Origin of the sequence: Chryseobacterium indologenes, from assembly GCF_002025665.1 — a bacterium.
Lineage (GTDB): Bacteria > Bacteroidota > Bacteroidia > Flavobacteriales > Weeksellaceae > Chryseobacterium > Chryseobacterium metallicongregator.
The window spans coordinates 2,423,323-2,442,023 of record NZ_CP018786.1; the positions used below are offsets into that span (position 1 = coordinate 2,423,323).

General features: G+C 36.0%; 17 protein-coding genes. 12 read left to right on the forward strand and 5 right to left on the reverse strand.

From position 1 onward, the window contains the following. Positions 1 to 14: 14 nt before the first annotated feature. Positions 15 to 608: a Crp/Fnr family transcriptional regulator gene (locus BUE84_RS10995; RefSeq protein WP_079241664.1), complete on the reverse strand. Its 594-nt coding sequence runs from the start codon at positions 606 to 608 to the stop codon at positions 15 to 17. Between the two features lie 592 nt (positions 609 to 1,200). Here BUE84_RS10995 and BUE84_RS11000 point away from each other — a divergent pair. Then, positions 1,201 to 1,542 (forward strand): helix-turn-helix transcriptional regulator, encoded by a 342-nt coding sequence (locus tag BUE84_RS11000; protein WP_079241665.1) that lies wholly within the window; start codon positions 1,201 to 1,203, stop codon positions 1,540 to 1,542. Between the two features lie 14 nt (positions 1,543 to 1,556). Here the strand turns inward: BUE84_RS11000 and BUE84_RS11005 are convergent, their stop codons facing one another. After that, entirely contained in the window at positions 1,557 to 2,288 is a 732-nt protein-coding gene (locus BUE84_RS11005; RefSeq protein ID WP_079241666.1) for an MBL fold metallo-hydrolase, read from the reverse strand. A gap of 244 nt (positions 2,289 to 2,532) precedes the next feature. On the opposite strand from BUE84_RS11005, the gene BUE84_RS11010 reads away from it, so the two are divergent. Beyond that, the gene (locus BUE84_RS11010) at positions 2,533 to 3,717 is read left to right on the forward strand and encodes an MFS transporter (protein WP_079241667.1); all 1,185 of its coding nucleotides are present in this window, start codon (positions 2,533 to 2,535) and stop codon (positions 3,715 to 3,717) included. 78 nt (positions 3,718 to 3,795) lie between these two features. On the opposite strand, the gene BUE84_RS11015 is transcribed toward BUE84_RS11010, so the two are convergent. After that, complete coding sequence (locus tag BUE84_RS11015; RefSeq protein WP_079241668.1) at positions 3,796 to 4,179, reverse strand: winged helix-turn-helix transcriptional regulator; 384 nt, start codon at positions 4,177 to 4,179, stop codon at positions 3,796 to 3,798. A gap of 157 nt (positions 4,180 to 4,336) precedes the next feature. Here BUE84_RS11015 and BUE84_RS11020 point away from each other — a divergent pair, with 157 nt between their 5' ends. The 7 genes from BUE84_RS11020 to BUE84_RS11050 all read left to right on the forward strand — a co-directional run bounded on the left by BUE84_RS11020 (position 4,337) and on the right by BUE84_RS11050 (position 10,320). Continuing rightward, positions 4,337 to 5,266: an alpha/beta hydrolase gene (locus tag BUE84_RS11020; protein ID WP_079241669.1), complete on the forward strand. Its 930-nt coding sequence runs from the start codon at positions 4,337 to 4,339 to the stop codon at positions 5,264 to 5,266. An 8-nt stretch (positions 5,267 to 5,274) separates the two neighbouring features. After that, positions 5,275 to 6,441, forward strand: coding sequence for an MFS transporter (locus tag BUE84_RS11025; protein ID WP_079241670.1), 1,167 nt, complete (start codon positions 5,275 to 5,277; stop codon positions 6,439 to 6,441). Positions 6,442 to 6,700: 259 nt separating this feature from the next. Further along, complete coding sequence (locus BUE84_RS11030) at positions 6,701 to 7,402, forward strand: DsbA family oxidoreductase (RefSeq protein ID WP_079241671.1); 702 nt, start codon at positions 6,701 to 6,703, stop codon at positions 7,400 to 7,402. Between the two features lie 102 nt (positions 7,403 to 7,504). After that, the gene (locus BUE84_RS11035; protein WP_079241672.1) at positions 7,505 to 8,086 is read left to right on the forward strand and encodes a nucleosidase; all 582 of its coding nucleotides are present in this window, start codon (positions 7,505 to 7,507) and stop codon (positions 8,084 to 8,086) included. Positions 8,087 to 8,103: 17 nt separating this feature from the next. Continuing rightward, positions 8,104 to 8,625, forward strand: coding sequence for a GNAT family N-acetyltransferase (locus tag BUE84_RS11040; RefSeq protein WP_079241673.1), 522 nt, complete (start codon positions 8,104 to 8,106; stop codon positions 8,623 to 8,625). A 144-nt stretch (positions 8,626 to 8,769) separates the two neighbouring features. After that, positions 8,770 to 9,345 (forward strand): Crp/Fnr family transcriptional regulator, encoded by a 576-nt coding sequence (locus BUE84_RS11045; RefSeq protein WP_079241674.1) that lies wholly within the window; start codon positions 8,770 to 8,772, stop codon positions 9,343 to 9,345. Between the two features lie 162 nt (positions 9,346 to 9,507). Next, the gene (locus tag BUE84_RS11050; RefSeq protein ID WP_079241675.1) at positions 9,508 to 10,320 is read left to right on the forward strand and encodes an alpha/beta hydrolase; all 813 of its coding nucleotides are present in this window, start codon (positions 9,508 to 9,510) and stop codon (positions 10,318 to 10,320) included. A gap of 177 nt (positions 10,321 to 10,497) precedes the next feature. Here BUE84_RS11050 and BUE84_RS11055 read toward each other — a convergent pair whose 3' ends face one another. Continuing rightward, on the reverse strand, positions 10,498 to 11,904 hold the full coding sequence (locus BUE84_RS11055) for a serine hydrolase domain-containing protein (protein WP_079241676.1): 1,407 nt from the start codon (positions 11,902 to 11,904) through the stop codon (positions 10,498 to 10,500). A gap of 260 nt (positions 11,905 to 12,164) precedes the next feature. Continuing rightward, positions 12,165 to 13,262: a TauD/TfdA family dioxygenase gene (locus BUE84_RS11060; protein WP_079241677.1), complete on the reverse strand. Its 1,098-nt coding sequence runs from the start codon at positions 13,260 to 13,262 to the stop codon at positions 12,165 to 12,167. Positions 13,263 to 13,478: 216 nt separating this feature from the next. On the opposite strand from BUE84_RS11060, the gene BUE84_RS11065 reads away from it, so the two are divergent. Genes BUE84_RS11065 through BUE84_RS11075 form a run of 3 tightly spaced genes read left to right on the forward strand, consistent with a single transcriptional unit; the run spans position 13,479 to position 18,694 of the window. Continuing rightward, on the forward strand, positions 13,479 to 15,005 hold the full coding sequence (locus BUE84_RS11065) for a pyridoxal phosphate-dependent decarboxylase family protein (protein WP_079241678.1): 1,527 nt from the start codon (positions 13,479 to 13,481) through the stop codon (positions 15,003 to 15,005). Beyond that, a complete protein-coding gene (locus tag BUE84_RS11070; protein WP_079241679.1) occupies positions 14,977 to 17,385 on the forward strand; it encodes a GNAT family N-acetyltransferase in 2,409 nt (802 codons plus the stop codon). The genes BUE84_RS11065 and BUE84_RS11070 overlap by 29 nt, the downstream gene beginning before the upstream one ends. Beyond that, positions 17,378 to 18,694 carry a lysine N(6)-hydroxylase/L-ornithine N(5)-oxygenase family protein gene (locus BUE84_RS11075; RefSeq protein WP_079241680.1) on the forward strand — a complete coding sequence of 439 codons (1,317 nt, stop codon included), beginning with the start codon at positions 17,378 to 17,380 and terminating at the stop codon, positions 18,692 to 18,694. Before BUE84_RS11070 ends, BUE84_RS11075 begins: the two co-directional genes overlap by 8 nt. Positions 18,695 to 18,701 lie beyond the last annotated feature (7 nt).

Sequence of the window (18,701 nt, forward strand, 5' to 3'; positions counted from 1 at the left end):
CCGGCTTTTGCCTTTTAATAATAAATCTTCCCGCGTTCTATTTTCAAAATTTGATCCTTTTCCATATGTTTTATGGTTCGTATAACTGTTTCTACACATAATCCGGTAAGTGAAGCAAGCTGTTGGCGGGTAAGGGGAATCTGGAAAGAATAAGGGGTTTTATCGTCATGGTAGCTTTTCAGATAATCCATCAGGAGTTTTAGTTTGGAAACAGGGTTTTGGAATGAAAGATTATAAAGCATGATATATTTATAATACATTCTTTCAGCGAGACATTGATAAACATTTAATGAAATTTCAGGGTTATTCCGGAGCAGCTCCATAAAGTTCTGTCCCGGCATTATAAAAATACTTGAATCTACCATTGCAACAGCGTTCATAGGATAAGGTCTGTTGACAAAAAGTAAGGATTCTCCAAAGCTATGACCATCTGAGAATATATTTTGGATAAACTCTTTCCCGTTTTCTGTATAATTATTGAGTTTAATTTTACCTTTTTGAATCTGGTAATAATATATTGGTGACTCTTCTTCACGGAAAATAATAGCTTCTGCTTTATAGTCTTTAATTTCTGCTCCAAACGAGATGAGTAAATTTTCAGGGATCATAGTTGTTATTTATTTTCAGCTAAAATTTTAAATATCTCTTTGAGAGATTGCCTGATGCTTCAAAATTTTATAGTAATAAAGGAACACCCATTTTATTTATTTCTCCTATGATGTGGTACCATTCATATACCACATATATTTAGTTTTTTCCGATAAATAGGTTGAAAACATTGATCGAGATCATAAAAAGTTAACGGAATAACAGACTACATTTACTTCCTATCAAAACAGAAACGCAAATAATGGGAAACAAGTTGATAAAAGCAATTATGATATTTCGACTCAATATATAACGTGGTATCTATGTGGTACACGTATTTAATAAAATTTTAATCATTTTCTCTTTCTTTGCCTGTATAAAAATGGAAAGAAATTCATATGTGTAATTTTTTTAACATAATCATTCAATAAATGCGGGCTATACATCATCAATCGTTGCGTAATATTGATTAAAAGCTATAGAATTTTGAATACATAAAAATTATTTTGTTCCCAATGTTGATTCGGTAAAACACAAATTGAACAGTGAAAAAAAGACTTTGTACAGATTCACAAGAGATGTGGCATCTGAAATAAGAGATGAAAAAGTATTATGAAAAATAGAAAACCTGAAACTAACTTAGAGGATTTAACCCAAAAGATTCTTGTACAAGACGAAATAATGGCATTAGCCAAAAGCAATTCCCCTCGTCTCTTAAATAAATTCCGACTGGTTTATCCCGATTTTTTTAAAAAGTTATCTGATATACAGCCTTCCCTTAAAAATTCTGAACTGATCTTTTGTATTTACCTTAAGCTCAATATGACTACCAAGGAAATTGCAACCTGTATTTTTGTTACCCCAAAAGCAATACAAAACAGGAAAAACAGGATCAGAAAAAAACTCAATATTCCTTCTGAATTTGATATCTATAAATGGTTTAATGAAATTTAAACCATTTTTTATATTTAAACTTCTACTACAGATTTCTCCAGATCATGATACAAAAGAATTTTCCAGTTGTTCTCTCTTGCTTCCTTTTCCCATGTAAGTCTTAATTCCATTGCTTTTCTGCCATCGAAATCACTTTTATAGGCTAAATGATATTTTAAATAAGAAGCCTGCGGAAGATCATCAGCTCCATAAAAAACAGTTTCCCCATTTTCCCTGATCCAGAACACCTGCATAAAAGGAGTATGTCCGCCAACTACTTCATATGAAATTTCGTCTGTGATCTGTCCCTGATCTTCATTCATCCATATGATATTAGGAAGCTGAATTAGTTTTTCCAGCACATCAAAATCAAAAGAAGGATTTCCTTTCTTTTCCATTGCAAAATCCAGTTCACGTTTCTGAATATAAATCTGAGCATTGGGAAAAGCAGCCTCAAAACCATTTTCTGTAAGCTTTACAGCTCCTTCAATATGATCTTTATGAAGATGGGAAAGCAATAACTTTGTGATCTGTTCAGGACGAATATTTTCCTTTTTAAGAATTTCTGAAACCATTGTATTTCTGGATTCATTTTTCCAGCCAATCCCAGCATCTAAAAGGATAAAATCATTTTCAGTAATGATAAGAAATGGCTGAACAGACATTTTGATTCCTCCGATTGTATCAAAATTTTCTTCTGTTAAAAGCGTAAAGTCTTTGGTTTTGCTTGCAGAAAAATTGCCTTCTTTAAGTGGAATAATTTTCATGCTGCAAATTTCCTTAATATTTCTAATATTTAAAAGGTTTTTCATCGATATATATGATCAATAAAAACAATCATAGAGGCAGAATACTGAAATCATTCTACTTATCGCAGCATTACTGATTATTCATAAGGATGTAAAAGATAAGACCGGAAATTTTCTTTTTTTAATGATTATATTTGATCTCTTAAAAATCTGACGATCTGCTGTCAGATGACTTTCAATTCAAATAAAAACTTTATACGTAATGCAGGAGAGTTCTTCCTATGGTATTTCCCGGACGGTCATCTGGCTTATGGCCGTTATTTCCGGGCTTGTAGTCGCCAACAATTATTATAATCAGCCTTTATTGGCACTCATCTCTGAAGAACTTCAGGTTTCCGAAAGTGCTGCAAGTAAAATTTCTGTCCTTACACAGATTGGCTATGCATTAGGATTGCTGCTGATTGTTCCTTTGGGAGATAAGTTTTTCCGCAAGAAATTAATTTTAATTGATTTGTGTCTGGTTTTCGGTTCACTTTTATGGATGACTTTTGCTACTCAGTTGTGGATGCTGTATGCAGCCAGTTTACTGATTGGAGCTACATCGGTTATTCCGCAATTATTTGTCCCGATTGCAGCTGAGCTTTCATCTGATAAAGAGAAATCAGCCAATATTGGGCTGGTTATGTCCGGATTATTGTTGGGAATCCTTCTTTCCCGTTTTATAGGGGGAATAGTAGGGGAAGTCTGGGGATGGAGAGCCATGTTTGGAATTGCAGCAGGACTGATGATCCTTGTTTGGTTAGCTGTTTATAAAATGCTTCCAGAGCTGTCTCCCAATTTTAAAGGAACTTATAAAGAGCTGATGCGTTCTGTAGCCCAACTTGCCAAAACACAACCGATTCTTCAGCTGGCATCCTTCCGTGGAGCAATGGCATTTGGATCAATGTGTGCTTTGTTTACCACATTAGTTTTTCATATGGAAAAGCCACCTTTTAATGCAGGATCTTCTGTAGTTGGGAGCTTTGGATTAGCAGGTGCTGTAGGAGCTTTAGCCGCAGCCAAAGTGGGAAAGCTTCAAAAGTATCTGGATATTAACCGGATAATATTGTACTCTTTATTGATTGTAATAGCAAGCTGGGGGTTTACTTATTTTGCCGGAGAAACCTATTGGGGGCTGATTGTCGGAGTAATTCTTGTAGATCTGGGAGTACAGTCAAGTCACATTATGAACCAGACCAATTATTTCCTTATCAAATCAAATGCTGTTAATAGACTGAATACCGTTTATATGGTGTCTTATTTTATCGGAGGATCACTGGGAACCTGGCTGGCTTCTATTGCCTGGCAAAAGGCTCAATGGACCGGTGTATGCTTCGTAGGAACGGCCTTTGGAGTTCTGGCTCTGATAGCGCACATCCTGTTTTGTAAAAAAGTAAATAAAGCATAAAAAGAAAAGTATTTTTTATCCTAAACCTATGTATTGCTTCGGAGGATTTTATCTGCGATAAAATCCTCCGAAGCTTTTTTATGATACTTCTTCTATATTTTCCTGTGCCTGCATCATTTCTCTGTGTTTTCCTCCCCATTCATCAAGCTGTTTCCAAATGGGGATCAGCTCTCTGGCAATATCCGTAAGTTCATAGTCTACTCTTGGCGGAACTTCAGCGTGGACAGTTCTTTTTACCAGGCTTTCTTTTTCAAGTTCTCTCAGCTGAAGGGTTAGCATTCTTTCCGTTATTCCTGAAATAGAGTTTCTAAGCTCACTGAAGCGTAATTTTCCGTCTTTTAACTTGTTTAAAATGATCAGCTTCCAACGCCCTCCGATTTTGCATACTGCATAGCTCAGATCACATCCCTGGATATACTTTTTATTGATATTATTCGTTGAGTTTTCTTTTATTTTGCCCATTACTTACAAATTTGTTAGTACCATACATTTAGCTGTATACAATGCAAATGTAAGGTTTGAGATTTAATTTTGTTCATCAAAACAGAAAATAACTGCAATAGGAAAGACAATAGCGCTCATGTTTTCCGTAGCAGCAACAACTTAAATCAAAATAAAAATGCAATTAACTCCTAAAATAACACAAATTTTAAATCATTTAGAAACCATACAACCCTTCAATCCACAGGATTCTTTAGACGGAGCACGCAAATTTCTTGAAACCATGTCTCTTCAGCTTAGCGGGAAGAAAGAATCAGTAGCTATGATTGAAGAACTGCATATTCCACAGGAAAATCATCAGATTCCTATCCGGATTTACCGTCCTAAAGGAAGAGATGTTCAACAATCGTCGGCTATTATTTATATTCATGGAGGATGGTTTATTGCTGGTGGTTATGAAACACACGATGCTGTAGTCCGTAAACTGGCTAATAAAACAGGATCCGTTATTATTTTTATAGATTACCGCCTTGCTCCCGAATATCCTTTTCCAGCTGGTTTAAATGATTGTATTGGTGGTGTAAAATGGGTATTTGAAAATGCAGAATTTTTAGGAATCGATCCTGATAAGGTTGGAATCATTGGTGACAGTGCCGGAGCAGCTTTATCAACGGCAGTTTCTACTCAGCTCGGAAAACAATTGAAATTTCAGGCCTTGATTTACCCTGCTGTAGACAATCAATTGAACTCAAAGACCTGGGAAATCTATGAAAACGGTCCGGTTCTTAACAAACAAGGCGGTATAGAAGCTTGGGCTGGCTATCTTCCGGAAAAAGAAAATGAAAATCCGCTCGCGATTCCTGTTTTAATTAAAGATTTTAAAGAAACGCCACCTACCTTAATCATTCTGGCAGAGCATGATCCTTTACTGGATGATGGAAAACAGCTTTCTGAAAATATGAAAAACGCAGGAGTTGAGCTTAAAGCAAGTCTTTACAAAGATATGGTTCACGGATTTATGCACATGGGAGAACTATTGGAAGAAGTACAGGCTGCAGTGAATGAAATGGCTGATTTTGCCCATCAAAACTTAAAATCTGACGAATAAAAAGGACTATGAAGAAATATGCATACATTGGATGTCTTGGATTTATAGCCGTTATTACAACAGAATTTGGTGTCATCGGAATTCTACCGCAAATTGCTGAGCATTATAAAATCAGTATAGACAAAGCTGGGTATCTCCTGAGTGCTTTTGCTTTAATCATTGCTCTTACAGGACCTTTTATGACCTTGCTTACCTCAGGTTTTGACCGTAAGAAAATAATGCTCACTGCTATTTTTATGTTTCTGATTACAGGATTTGTATCTTCTTTTTCACCTCCTTTCTGGCTGCTGATGTTGGTGAGAATTTTGCCTGCATTCCTTCAGCCGGTATATATTGCGACCGCATTATCTGTGGCTGTTTCTCAGGCAGATGACCGTAAGAAGAATGAACTCATGGGGATTGTTTTTAATGGAGTAGCCGTTGCCATGGTTACTACAGTTCCTTTTGCAACATGGATTGCAGGTCTGTGGTCCTGGGAATATTCATTTATGATACAAACTATAGTCAGTTTGATTGCTCTGGTTGTCATTTATTTCCTTCTTCCTCCAATGCCTGTAAAGGAGAAAAAATCTTATGGAAATCAGGTCAGAATATTGAAGCAGCCTCCATTTGTACTCAGTACACTGACTAATTTTTTCATGATTACGGCTTGGTTTTCTACTTACAGTTATTTCGCAGATTATCTGAACAAAGCCAAAGGAATGGATACTTCAATGGTAAGCTATATGCTCTTGTTATTTGGAATTATCGGAGTATTTGCCAATGGAGTAGCCGGAAAAATGCTCAATAAAAATGTGGCAGCTACAACAGCTATTTTTCTTTCCGGAACTATTGTAGTACCTGTTCTTCTCTATTTTTCTGACGGAAATATATGGGCAACAATTGTAGTTATAGGAATCTGGGGATTTCTTTATTCACCTAGCTTTTTGAATGCATCCACCTATATGATCTCTTCAGCACCAGACTCATTGGAGTTTGCCAACAGTCTTGCCACATCATTTGGAAATCTTGGGGTGACGCTGGGAACTACAATTGGAGGATGGGTTATCGTAACAAAAGGAGTAGAGTACATTCCTTGGATAGGTCTTGTTTTTGGACTTCTTGCCTTTGCAATGATGATTCTAAAAGGGATAATGGAGAAGCGCAGTCAGGTACTCTCCACCTGTCAGAATTAAACTGTAATGATTTTTGTTACATTAAATAAAATAGACTATCTTTGTACTATTAATTTGAAATTGATTTAAGCTTTTATTTTTAAACCATTAAGATTTAATATGAGTTTAAGAGTATTAAGATGAGCTTCGCTTTAAGCTTAAAAATCAGAATGATTCATCTTAACTATACTTTATCTCTTAAATCCTTCTTAATGGTTTTAATAGATATTGAATATTTTTTGATAAGTTTAAACAGTTTCTTGATGTAAAATTAAATACAATGAAAATAGAAATCTGGTCGGACGTGATGTGTCCGTTTTGTTATATCGGAAAAAATAATTTTGAACAGGCTTTGAATAAGCTTCCTTTTAAAGATGAAGTAGAAGTGGAGTGGAAGAGTTTTCAGTTGGATCCTACTTTAGATCCGAAGGAAACGCAGGACACCATTCAGTATTTTAGAGAAAAAAAGGGGGTTGCAGAAGCTCAGGCTACACAAATGCTTGGTCAGGTAACGCAAATGGGTAAAGGAGCCGGAATTGATTTTAATTTTGGAAAAACATTGATCACCAATACCTTCAGTGCCCATAAATTGCTTCATTTAGCTAAGAAACATAATAAGTCTAATGAAATGGAAGAAGCATTATTTATCGCTCATTTTATTGACGGTAAAAATGTGGGAGATACAGAAGTTCTGGTTGATCTTGCTGAAAGCTTAAACATTAATAAAGAAGAAGCAAGACAGGCAGTTACAACAGATCAATTGGATTATGAAGTCAACCAGGATATTCAGGAGGCAAGAAACAATGGTATTTCCGGAGTTCCTTTCTTCGTTTTGAATGGAAAATATGCCGTTTCCGGAGCGCAGCCTGCAGAAGTATTTGAAAATGCACTTCAGCAGACATATAAAGAAACGGTGAGCCCGTTTAAGGATCTTTCCGGTGAAAACGGAGCTTCCTGTAATGCGGATGGATGTAGTATCTAAGATATGAGAACCCCAAAATAAAACTATTTTGGGGTTTTTAATTAAATAGAGTCTCGTATCTTTGTCATACAGCACCAATCGCTGTATAAATCTGATTTCTCAATGATAAAAATTAACAACGAAAGTCATTATTCAATAGATGATACCCTTTTTGTTTTTGCATTAGATTCCGAAGCAGGAACCGTTTTTGATGATAAAAACAAATTAATTACCGGCATCGGAAAAGTAAATGCAGCGATCGAATTAACCAAAGAAATTCATACAAGAAAACCTAAACTGATTGTAAATTTAGGTTCTGCGGGAAGTAAAGGATTTCACAAAGGAGAAGTAGTATGCTGTACAAAATTCATCCAGAGAGATATGGATGTAAGAGGATTAGGATTTCAATTGTATGAAACACCGTTATCCGGAGTACCACCTGTATTGGAATACGGTCTTAAAATGGAAACCCTGAAAGAAGGCGTTTGCGGCAGTGGTGACAGTTTTGAAATGAACCACTCTGAAACCGTATATAATATCGTAGACATGGAAGCCTATCCGTTGGCATTAATTGCCCAAAAGGAAAACATTCCGTTTCTATGCCTGAAATATATCTCTGATGATGCCGGAAGCGATGCTGCAGACGACTGGAGTGTACAGGTTCACCTGGCTTCTGAAGCTTTTAAGAAAATTCTTTTTTCATAACATTTATTCTTACTATCATGAGTTCAATTATCATTAACAAAGCCTTGGCTGAAGACATAGAAATTGTACAAAGTTTGGGAATACAGACATTTTCTGAAACTTTTGCAGAAGATAATACAGAGGAAGCCATGAAAAAGTATCTGGAGGAAAGCTTCAATACTGAAAAAATAAAATCTGAACTTAATAATCCTGATTCTCATTTCTATATTGCCTGGGAAGAAGACAATCCGGTAGGATATCTGAAGGTAAATACAGGAAATGCTCAGACAGAACTTCAGGATGATAGCAGCCTGGAAATTGAGAGAATCTACGTGAAGAAAAGCCATCATGGTAAAAAAGTAGGACAGCTACTGTATGATCAGGCTTTGGAAACGGCTCAACAACTCAAGAAATCCTATCTATGGCTGGGAGTCTGGGAGGAAAATCTGAGAGCTTTACAATTTTACAGAAAAAACGGATTTGTCGAGTTTGACAAACATATTTTCAGATTGGGAGAAGAAGAACAAACGGATCTGATGATGAAAAAAATACTGGATTAAACTTTTTTAACCACAGATGACGCAGATTTTCACAGATGATTATATTTTAAAATTTGAGAAAAATCGGATTTTAATCTTTTATCAGAAATTTTGTGATTCAAAGACAGAAAGTAAGGCAATTGCATTTGAGTAAAATATTCCCAAATGAACCATTCAGAGTTTGTAAAACATATTAATCAGTATTATCCTTTATCCGAAGAAACGGTTAAAGATGTATTGGATATCTGTACGGAAGAATATTACCGCAAAAATGATCTTCTCTTGGAATCCGGATCCATGGCGAGATATTATTATTTCATCAAATCCGGACTCATAGGATATTATACCATAGATGAACAGGGAAACAATATTTATAAAATCTTTTTTGAAGAAAACAGCTTTGTTGCTTCTACGGCCGCCATTATTAAAAATGAACCCAGCGATTTCAATATCATTGCACTGGAAGACTGCTCAGTGATACAATATCCCGCAAAAGCGTATCGTGAATTATTGGAGAAACATCATGATCTTGCACTTTTTCACATGTATTACCTGGAAAAAAACTGGGTGGTAAATAAAGAACCTTTAGAAGTTTCCCTGAAATACGAAACTGCAAAAAAGAGATATCTGCAATTGCTTGAAAATGCCTCCCTTTATAATCGACTCAAACAGCATCATATCGCTTCTTATCTGGGAATTACCCCTACACAGCTAAGCCGGATAAAAAAAGAAATTGATTGACATTTTTAATATAAGTAGAAAATAAATTAATAAAAGCTTCAACATATGTTGAGGCTTTTGTTTTTTTTCAGTGGCAATTTTGCTGTATCAAAAAGATCATTGGTACATTATATGTTCTATAATTAGAAATCCGTGATTATCATTCATTAAACATTTTTCAATATGAAGAAGCTTATCAACATTGTATTTGTCCTGACTGCATGTATTCAGTTATCAGCACAAAAAATTATTCATCAGGAAATTTTCAGTCCGAAAATGAATAAGAAAATCAAAACAGTAATCATCACTCCCAATCTTCAGCCTAATACAACCTATCCGTCTGTTTATATCCTTCATGGTTTCAGTGGAAATCCTGACAGAATCATTAAGCAGGACCTACCGGATCTGGTAAAAAAAGCACAGGAATTGAAAACAATCTATGTGCTTCCGGATGGGAATTACAGTTCATGGTATGTGGACAGCCCAATCGTTAAAGACTCACAATACCAAACCTTTATTGGAAAGGAATTGGTAGAATTTATTGATAAAAATTATCCTGTGAAAACAGAGAAAAAATTCCGTGGAATTCTGGGATGGAGTATGGGTGGCTATGGGGCAACCAATATCGGAGTGACTTATAATAAGACATTTGGTATCGTAGGGAGTTCTTGTGGAGCGTTGGATTTCAATTCTTTCGGAGAAGGCTATCAGAAATATATGGTGAATAAAGTTCTTGGGCCATTGGAATCAATTAATCCCAATTTTCTTACCGATAGTAAAATAAAGCTGATGGCCGGAGCAGGACAGCAATATATCTTCGACTGTGGTACAGAAGACACCCAGATGATCAATATGAACAGGAATTTTCATAAAAAACTGACAGAAATGAAAATCCAGCATCTCTATACCGAATCTTTAGGAGGACATGTTCCCGAATATTGGAGCAGATCATTATCTGAGCAATTGTCTTTGTTTGACAGGTTCTTTAAACAGTAAAATTATAAACTTTTAAGTTTTGGCTAAAGCCATGGAAATTTATATTTAATTATTAAACGGGCTAAAGCCCGCTCCTATTGAATATAGATTCGTTTTTATATCAATAGAGGCGGGCTTTAGCCCGCTTTCTCTATTATTGATGATAATATTGGCTTTAGCCAAAACCTATTATTCTTATTACTTTTCTTTTGAAAATGTAAACTTAGGTGAACCTCCCTGCGTGAAATCCATTGTGTTTTTTGCCGGATCAAAGACCATTCTTATATCTGCACTGTCAAACTTAAAAATATGATTTTCATAAGCTGTCAGTTCAAACGCTTGCTGCCCTTCCGCCTGTCCGTAAAGAGCTCCGTTCTGAACAAATATTTTTATTTTCATCGGGAAATTGGGAGCAGCATATACTCCAGAATATACTTGAAGCTGATCTGCAGAAAGGCTGGCTTTTTTCAGATTTTCAGATCCAAGTTTTTCATGATAAAGTATTTTCCGAATATCATCTGATGGAATTTTAGTGAGTGGAGTTCTGTTATTTTGAAGTAAAATAAAAGTTTTATCATTATCCAGATGCCTTTCTATGAAGGTGGCATACCCTGCCCAGCCTCCGGAATGATTGGCTATTTTTCCATATTTGGAAGTCTTTTTAACAAACCATCCGAATCCATAATTACTTGCTTTCCCATTGGCTGTAGTAACATCATTAAATATCAGTTTCTTATCATCTTCTTTCACTAGCTTGTTTGTATAAAGGGCTCTGTCCCATTTAAGAAGATCTTCCAAAGTAGAATTTACCATCCCATCACCTACAATTCCGTCAAGATAATAGGTGTAATATTCTTTCCCATGACTGTCCAGCAGAACTTTTTTTCCGGACTCATCAGTTTCATATCCTAAAGCATAATTGGAAACTGACTGTGGCTGATAGCGACTCCTGTATACCAATGTATGTTTCATATCCAGTGGTTTGAAAATATTCTGGCTTAAAAATTCTCCAAAAGATTTTTTGGAAACCCTTTCAATAATGCTCGCTAAAAAAGCATATCCCGTATTACTATATTCAAACTGTTGATTAGGTTCGAATTCCAAAGTAGGTTTATACTTTGCAAATTCTTTAATGATATCATCGTTTACTGCAAATTTACTTTTGTTCCAGTTCTTTTCGAATAACTCCATATAATCAGGAAGTCCACTGGTGTGATTTAAAAGATTTCTCACTGTAATTTTATCATAAAAGGAGAGTTCAGGAAGGTATTTGGATATTTTGTCATCATAGTTCAGCTTTCCTGCTTTCTGTAAAAGAACAATTCCCATTGCTGTAAACTGTTTGGATACAGATGCTAATTCAAAAGTGCTCTGTACATCAAGTTTACGTTTATTTCCTTCATCTGCCAGTCCATAGCTTTTCTCAAAAATAGGTTTACCTTTTTCAGCAACCAGGACATTTCCGTTGAATTTATTCTGGCTATGAAGAGCTGTAAAGAGACTATCCAGTGTTTTCGCTTCATTCTGGGCATAAGTTCCCATGGCAAATAAAACCAGCGGAAGACTGATTATTTTTTTTGTAAATAATGTTGTTGATTGTATCATGATGAATAGTTTTTAAAGAAAATATTTATTTGTTAATTTCCATTAATATCTGTCGTACAGTAACAGCATATGTTTCATGAAAAAGAATAATTTATTCATTTTTATTAAAATCTATTTAAGTTATTAGCCAGATAAAAGAAATTTAAAATGATTTTTAAATTTAAATAGGAAAATATAGGTCTAATAAAAAATCCTTTTTAAGCATTGCTTAAAAAGGATTTACGATTGATTGATGTTCAAAATGCTAACTAACCAGCATATTAAAATTGTTGAAAGTTTTTACCCAAATGCTCTTCTATTACAAAGAACGGATCTTCTGTAAGCGTGTGTGCTCTCATATCAATAAGACTCACTTTACTCATCATACGAAGCATAATTCTTCTCTCGCACGGCTGTTCTATACCGTCAATATTTCTTACGCCCGCACGGAATGCCGACCTCCCATGAGCGCATAAATGATTATTAACCAGAATAACATCTCCTGCCTGAGGAGTAAACCCGGAGTAAATCAAATGTCTGGCTTCTTCCCAGAACTCATGCAGCGTACTTTGAGCTTCCTCAGATTGTCTTATACTCGAATTGAAAAGCTGTTCCGCAGCATCAAATCTCATAAACGGAAGACTATAATTACCATACAGTACAGAATCTAACGTCTCTTCTTCATTTTCCGCCGTTTCCAGGTTAGCATCTTTCGGGATTTTATAAATACGCTCAAAAAGAGGTCTGTAATTATCCCCGATAGATTCATGAGAACGGATAGAGTAAAGCGTAGAAGGAACCTGTTCCTCATTTCTTACATACATAAAGCTTAAATAATCTGCCTGATGTTTCAGAAAAGCATCTTCTGTGTGTACATATAAATCTGTTGAAGATCCTGATCCGGTTTGTGTTTCCTTCATTTTTTCGTCAGGAATAATAGCGTGGATCAATCCGCCGCCTTTACGCTGTGAATAATATTGTACAGGTTTTGAAGGAAGTGCCCCATGAATAAGTGCACACGCAAAACCATATAAATTAAATTTTGAATAATCTGCCGCCTGCCAATTCGGAGGGGTAGATCCTATATCCTCCTGATCTATATCCATTAATCCTGTAAAGATCAGTGCACCATACTGATTTTTTGAAAAGTCACTCGCAAAATCAGCCGCTATGTTTAAAATTCTCTCCGGTAAGAAATAAGACGCCAGCTGATGTACATGCTTTATAAAATCACGGTTTTCATAATTGTCATACTTTTTCTGAAGATGCAATGCCGCATCTTTTATCATTCTTCTTTCCTGAGAGGTGACTTCTATGACCGTAGGAAGCAGTTTTACCGCTGTTAAACAGTCTTTATCTAAAATTTCTGTAGAATTCATTAAAAAAAATTTGGTGTTAAGTAATAATTTTTATCTTTGTTTTTAATTATTCTAAATAACAATAGCTGGTTCAAATTTAGTAATAATTACGTAATCACCAAATAAAATATAATAAAAAATGTAAAATTTAAAAACATGACTATCAGATATATATAATCGTATATCGAAAAAACCACAACAACTCACAGATTTAAAAAATCACATTACAAAACTTTTATGAACAACAATTTAATATCCCTAGAAGAGCTCGCAAGCACCACTTCACCTCACATTTCGGGGAATTTTGGGAATATTTTTCATCCTGACAATTATGATCATTATCGTAATGCTGTCAATAGTACTTTAGACCTGGTTCAGGAATTTCTTCACAGAAACAACAAACCTTTCAGTGGTATAGAAGCCCAAACAATGAAAGGAATGGTACAACAGATAGACCTTAATCAAAAACTTTCCAATTATAATGAGCTTCTGGCAGAAGTAGATGATATTTATGTAAAGCATGCCACAGCTTTTCACTTACCACAATATGTAGCTCACCTTAACTGTCCTGTGGTAATCCCGGCATTGGCAGGAGAAATTCTTGTAAGTGCCATCAATTCTTCACAGGATACTTATGATCAGAGTGCCGGAGGAACCTTCATGGAGAGAAAACTGATCGACTGGACTGCCGGTCAGATCGGATATAATACGAATGAAAGTGACGGTGTTTTCACCGCAGGGGGCTCACAGAGTAATTTAATGGGACTGGTCATGATGCGTGACTGTTTTTCTCAGAAAAGATATAATCACAACATTAAAATGGATGGTCTGCCAGCGGAGGCAAGCCGTTTCAGAATATTTGTTTCAGATAAATCTCACTTCAGTAATCTGAAAAACGCTTCCATTATGGGACTGGGTGAGAAAAGTATTGTTAAAGTTCCTACCGATGACCGCTTCCGTATGGACATTTCTCTTTTGAAAAAATACATTAAGAGAGAAGAACAATTAGGAAATATCCCAATTGGGATTGTGGCTACAGCCGGAACTACAGACTTTGGAAATATTGATCCACTGGAAGATATCGCCAATATTGCAGAACAGTATAATATATGGATGCACGTAGATGCCGCTTACGGTTGTGCTTTACTATTAAGTGAAAAATACCGTAATCTGATTAATGGTATTGAAAGAGCAGATTCTGTAACGATTGATTACCACAAATCATTCTTCCAGCCTATCAGCAGCAGTGCTTTTATTGTTAAGAATAAAAAAGAACTGTTAATTCTTAAACATCACGCCGATTATCTGAATCCTAAAGAAATGGACGAAGAAGAAATTCCGGCACAGATCAATAAATCCATTACCCAGAGTACGAGAAGATTTGATGCTTTAAAACTTTGGTTTACCATAAGAATGATGGGGAAAGAACAGTTGGCAGAATATACAGATACAGTGATTGATCTTACCAAAGATGTTGCTGCAATGATTACGGAAGATGCAGATTTTGAACTCCTTTCAGATTCTGACTTAAGTGTTCTTGTTTTCAGATATGTAAATCCTGAAATCAGTGATCTGAATGCCTTGAATCAATACATCAAGATGAAACTGTTCTACAGCGGGGAAATCCTTGTAGCCAGTACCAAAGTGGATGGGAACTTCTATCTGAAGTTTACGTTCCTGAATCCGATTACGACCACGGAAGACATTCATCAAATTCTCACCACAATCAAAAATCATGGAAAAGACTTTAATTCAGAAAAATAGAACAGGAGAAAAAGCCCGGGAAATTACCTTCAGAATTCTGTTGAACGGAATGCTGAGAGAACTGGGAAACGGAAAATTCTATCAGGGCGTTCCGAAATATGATCTTCTTACAGCAAAAGCTCTTCAAAATAGTGATTATTCATTGTTTATGAGGTTTGAAATGAAGAAAAGCGGACTGTTTTTATTTGCTCCGGTTTCTTATCGTTCCGAAACTCTTTTTCATGAATACGGACCTGTTTTGTGGGCGGTAGATCACCAAAATCAGGAAGTTTTTGAAGTGAATGATCAAAAGCTTACTGAACTGGTTTACAGAGAACTTTCTGAGACTACAAACGAAACAGGTTTCAGAAATTTTGTGGAAAGAATTCAAAGCAGCTTAAGAAATTTGGAATTGACAACAGAAGCTTGTCTTCAGGATGATCAGCTTTTAACCTATTCTTTCCTTGAATCCGAACAGATGCTTCCTGCCGGACACAATCTACACCCTTTCACCAAATCAAGAATGGGATTCTCTGAGGAAGAACAGTTGTTATACGGTCCCGAATTCGGAAAAGGATTTCAGCTGGATTATTTCCTGATTCATAAAGACTGTATCACAGAAAAATCCCTTCCGGGAATTTCTGCAAAGGAAATCTTCGAAAAATGGACTTCTTTACCGGAAAGCTACGATTTTGAAAACACAAATGATTTTTATATAGTTCCATGCCATCCATGGGAAGCACAATATCTTTTATCAACCGAAGAATATCCTGAAATGCTTGGTTCCGGAAAAATTATTCACATAGGACCTTTGGGGGAGGATTTTTATGCAACTTCTTCTATAAGAACAGTATATAATCCGGACTTTAGCTGGATGTTAAAGTTCTCTTTGCATGTTTTAATGACAGGCTCTGTAAGAACAAACAGCTTAAAAGATCTCAACAGAGGATATGCTTCGGCAATATGGTGGCAGCATCAAAAAGCTTCATTTGAACAAAACTTCCCGAATTTTAAATTATTGCTGGAACCTTCCACGTTAAGCGTTCATTATGGAGGAAAGAATATGGACAGTCTGAATATACTGCTCCGTGAAAATCCTTTTTCAAATGAAGACAAGGTGATTCTATTAGCAAGACTTTGCCAGGATGAATCTACAGACGGGTTTAATTTTACGACGCACTTCTTTAAAAATGTAGCCAATCAATTGGGTGTAGATGCAGAAAAAGCAGCTATTATTTGGTTTGAAAAGTATGTAAACTTATTGCTTTCTCCTTTAAACAGGTTGTATGATCAATTAGGCATGGCTCCTGAAGTTCATCAGCAAAACTTACTTGTTCAATTGGATAATCAACTTCTTCCTGAATCTATTTATGTGAGAGACGGACAGGGGTATTTAATCAAAGAAAGCTTTAAAGGAAAATATGAATCTCTGATTAAAGATTATCCTGAAGTTGAAGATCTTTTCATTAGGGATGAGCGCCTTCTGGACATTATTTCACACCACCTTCTGGTAAGTAACCTGAGCGCACTGATTGCTTCAATAGGCAAAACAGGTCTGGTTAAGGAAAGAAGACTGATTCATATTCTGTACAGGGAGTTTGAAAATCTTTATGAAACTGAACCTTCCTCATTAACGGATTATGCTTTGAATCAAAGATATTGGGCAGTAAAATCAAACCTTCAGTCGGCGGTTGCTGATGTAGACGGAGGCGTGAACGCTTCTTCAATTTCTTATGCTAAAGTTCCGAACCTTCTTCACAAACATTTCTTCTCGGATCAGTTAATCAATCCGCAGGGAACAGAAGTTTTCTTTAAAAGATATTTCCAGAAAGAGGACGTAACGATGAGTATGCGTCCTATAGATCTTGAAAATGACCTTGAAATGCTTCATGAATGGTTCAACCGTGAACATGCCGTAAAAATTTGGCAGATGAACTGGCCCATTGACGAGCTGGAAACGTATTACAGACTAATGCTTCCAAGCGATGAAGCTCACAGTTATATCATCGCAGGTAACGATGAACCATCATGTAATATTGAGGTGTATTGGGCTTGCAGAGATATTGTAGGTGATTATTACGAAGTGCTGCCAACAGATTACGGTACACACCAGTTTATTGCACCTATTGATCCTAAAAAGAAATTTGTATCTCCGTCTACTCAATCTATGGTTGACTATGTTTTTGCACAGCCACAGGTAGGAAAAATGGTAGGAGAAGGATCTGTTGACTCGCTTGCGTCTATGATGAATAAAGCCCATGTAGGATTCAAAGTAGATAAAGTAATAGAAATGCCTCATAAAAAAGCCAATCTGAACTTCTGTTACAGAGAATGGTATTGGGAAAAATTCCCACAGAATAAAGAGGTACAAATCACCACAAACATCACAAAAAATGACTAACGAAGCCGTATACAATGTAATAGGCATAGGTATAGGTCCTTTTAATCTGGGACTTGCCGCATTATCTAATCCGATTTCGGAACTGAAAACCCTTTTCCTGGACCAAAGAGATGGTTTCGACTGGCACCCGGGATTGATGATTGACCATGTAACCCTGCAGACTCCATTTTTATGCGACTGCGTTTCCATGGCTGATCCTACGAATCCTTTAAGCCTTTTGAATTATTTAAAGGAAACTGGAAGATTGTATAAGTTTTTTATCAGAGAAGATTTTTTCATTCCGAGAAAAGAATACAACCGTTACTGTCAATGGGTAATTGAACAGCTTCCACAATGCCGTTTTTCTACTCAGGTAGCGGATATTATTTATGAAGATGGATTATATCATGTGACGACAGTTCACACCAAAACAAAAGAGACGACGGTTTTTAAAACGGAAAGACTGATTTTAGGAACAGGAACACAGCCTCATATTCCTTCTTTTATTCCGAAGGATGATTCCCGTGTTATTCATACAAGTTCTTATCTGTATAGAAAAGAAGAACTTTTGTCTCAGGGAAAAAAAATAGCGATTATCGGTTCTGGTCAGAGTGCTGCAGAAGTTTTTTATGACCTTCTTCAAAACAGGAACGAAAAAACACAACTGGGTTGGTATTCCCGTCCGGACAGATTTTTCCCTATGGAATATTCTAAACTAACATTGGAGCTTACTTCTCCTGATTATGTAGAATATTTCTACAACAGAAGCGAATCTGCAAGGAAAACCATTTTAAGCAAGCAGCAAGCTCAGTTTAAAGGAATCAATTACGATCTGATCAATGATATCTATGATTTTATTTATGATCTGAATATCGACAATGCTGATCCTAATCTTAAAATTATTCCTAACAGCCAGTTGAATAGAGTAGACAACAGCAATCCGGATTTCATCAATCTTGAGTTTACGCAACTTGAACAGGATGTGCCTTATGATCAGGAAGCTGATTATCTGATTTTAGGAACAGGATATCGTTATCACGAACCTGCCTTCTTAAAGAATATTCAGGATAGAATCAAGAGAGATTCCAGTGGATTATTTGATGTGAACAGGAATTACTCAATAGACCATAACGGAGCTGAAATTTATGTTCTCCATGCTGAAGTACATACCCACAGCTATATTTCTACCGACTTAGGAATGGCGGCTTACCGTAATTCCTACATCATCAATGATATTCTGGGAAGAGAGTATTATAAAATTGAAAAGAAAATTGCTTTCCAGGATTTCGATGTAGAAAAATATGCTGATTTACCAACTGCCAAAATTTAATCAAAAA

What these genes read in the sequence shown, in the direction of transcription:
- BUE84_RS11070 (WP_079241679.1), top strand. Translation starts at nt 14,977, where the DNA reads ATGGAAAAGACTTTAATTCAGAAAAATAGAACAGGAGAAAAAGCCCGG.
- BUE84_RS11075 (WP_079241680.1), top strand. Translation starts at nt 17,378, where the DNA reads ATGACTAACGAAGCCGTATACAATGTAATAGGCATAGGTATAGGTCCT.
- BUE84_RS11050 (WP_079241675.1), top strand. Translation starts at nt 9,508, where the DNA reads ATGAAGAAGCTTATCAACATTGTATTTGTCCTGACTGCATGTATTCAG.
- BUE84_RS11000 (WP_079241665.1), top strand. Translation starts at nt 1,201, where the DNA reads ATGAAAAATAGAAAACCTGAAACTAACTTAGAGGATTTAACCCAAAAG.
- BUE84_RS11020 (WP_079241669.1), top strand. Translation starts at nt 4,337, where the DNA reads ATGCAATTAACTCCTAAAATAACACAAATTTTAAATCATTTAGAAACC.
- BUE84_RS11025 (WP_079241670.1), top strand. Translation starts at nt 5,275, where the DNA reads ATGAAGAAATATGCATACATTGGATGTCTTGGATTTATAGCCGTTATT.
- BUE84_RS11015 (WP_079241668.1), bottom strand. Translation starts at nt 4,179, where the DNA reads ATGGGCAAAATAAAAGAAAACTCAACGAATAATATCAATAAAAAGTAT.
- BUE84_RS11010 (WP_079241667.1), top strand. Translation starts at nt 2,533, where the DNA reads ATGCAGGAGAGTTCTTCCTATGGTATTTCCCGGACGGTCATCTGGCTT.
- BUE84_RS11055 (WP_079241676.1), bottom strand. Translation starts at nt 11,904, where the DNA reads ATGATACAATCAACAACATTATTTACAAAAAAAATAATCAGTCTTCCG.
- BUE84_RS11030 (WP_079241671.1), top strand. Translation starts at nt 6,701, where the DNA reads ATGAAAATAGAAATCTGGTCGGACGTGATGTGTCCGTTTTGTTATATC.
- BUE84_RS11035 (WP_079241672.1), top strand. Translation starts at nt 7,505, where the DNA reads ATGATAAAAATTAACAACGAAAGTCATTATTCAATAGATGATACCCTT.
- BUE84_RS10995 (WP_079241664.1), bottom strand. Translation starts at nt 608, where the DNA reads ATGATCCCTGAAAATTTACTCATCTCGTTTGGAGCAGAAATTAAAGAC.
- BUE84_RS11005 (WP_079241666.1), bottom strand. Translation starts at nt 2,288, where the DNA reads ATGAAAATTATTCCACTTAAAGAAGGCAATTTTTCTGCAAGCAAAACC.
- BUE84_RS11045 (WP_079241674.1), top strand. Translation starts at nt 8,770, where the DNA reads ATGAACCATTCAGAGTTTGTAAAACATATTAATCAGTATTATCCTTTA.
- BUE84_RS11065 (WP_079241678.1), top strand. Translation starts at nt 13,479, where the DNA reads ATGAACAACAATTTAATATCCCTAGAAGAGCTCGCAAGCACCACTTCA.
- BUE84_RS11060 (WP_079241677.1), bottom strand. Translation starts at nt 13,262, where the DNA reads ATGAATTCTACAGAAATTTTAGATAAAGACTGTTTAACAGCGGTAAAA.
- BUE84_RS11040 (WP_079241673.1), top strand. Translation starts at nt 8,104, where the DNA reads ATGAGTTCAATTATCATTAACAAAGCCTTGGCTGAAGACATAGAAATT.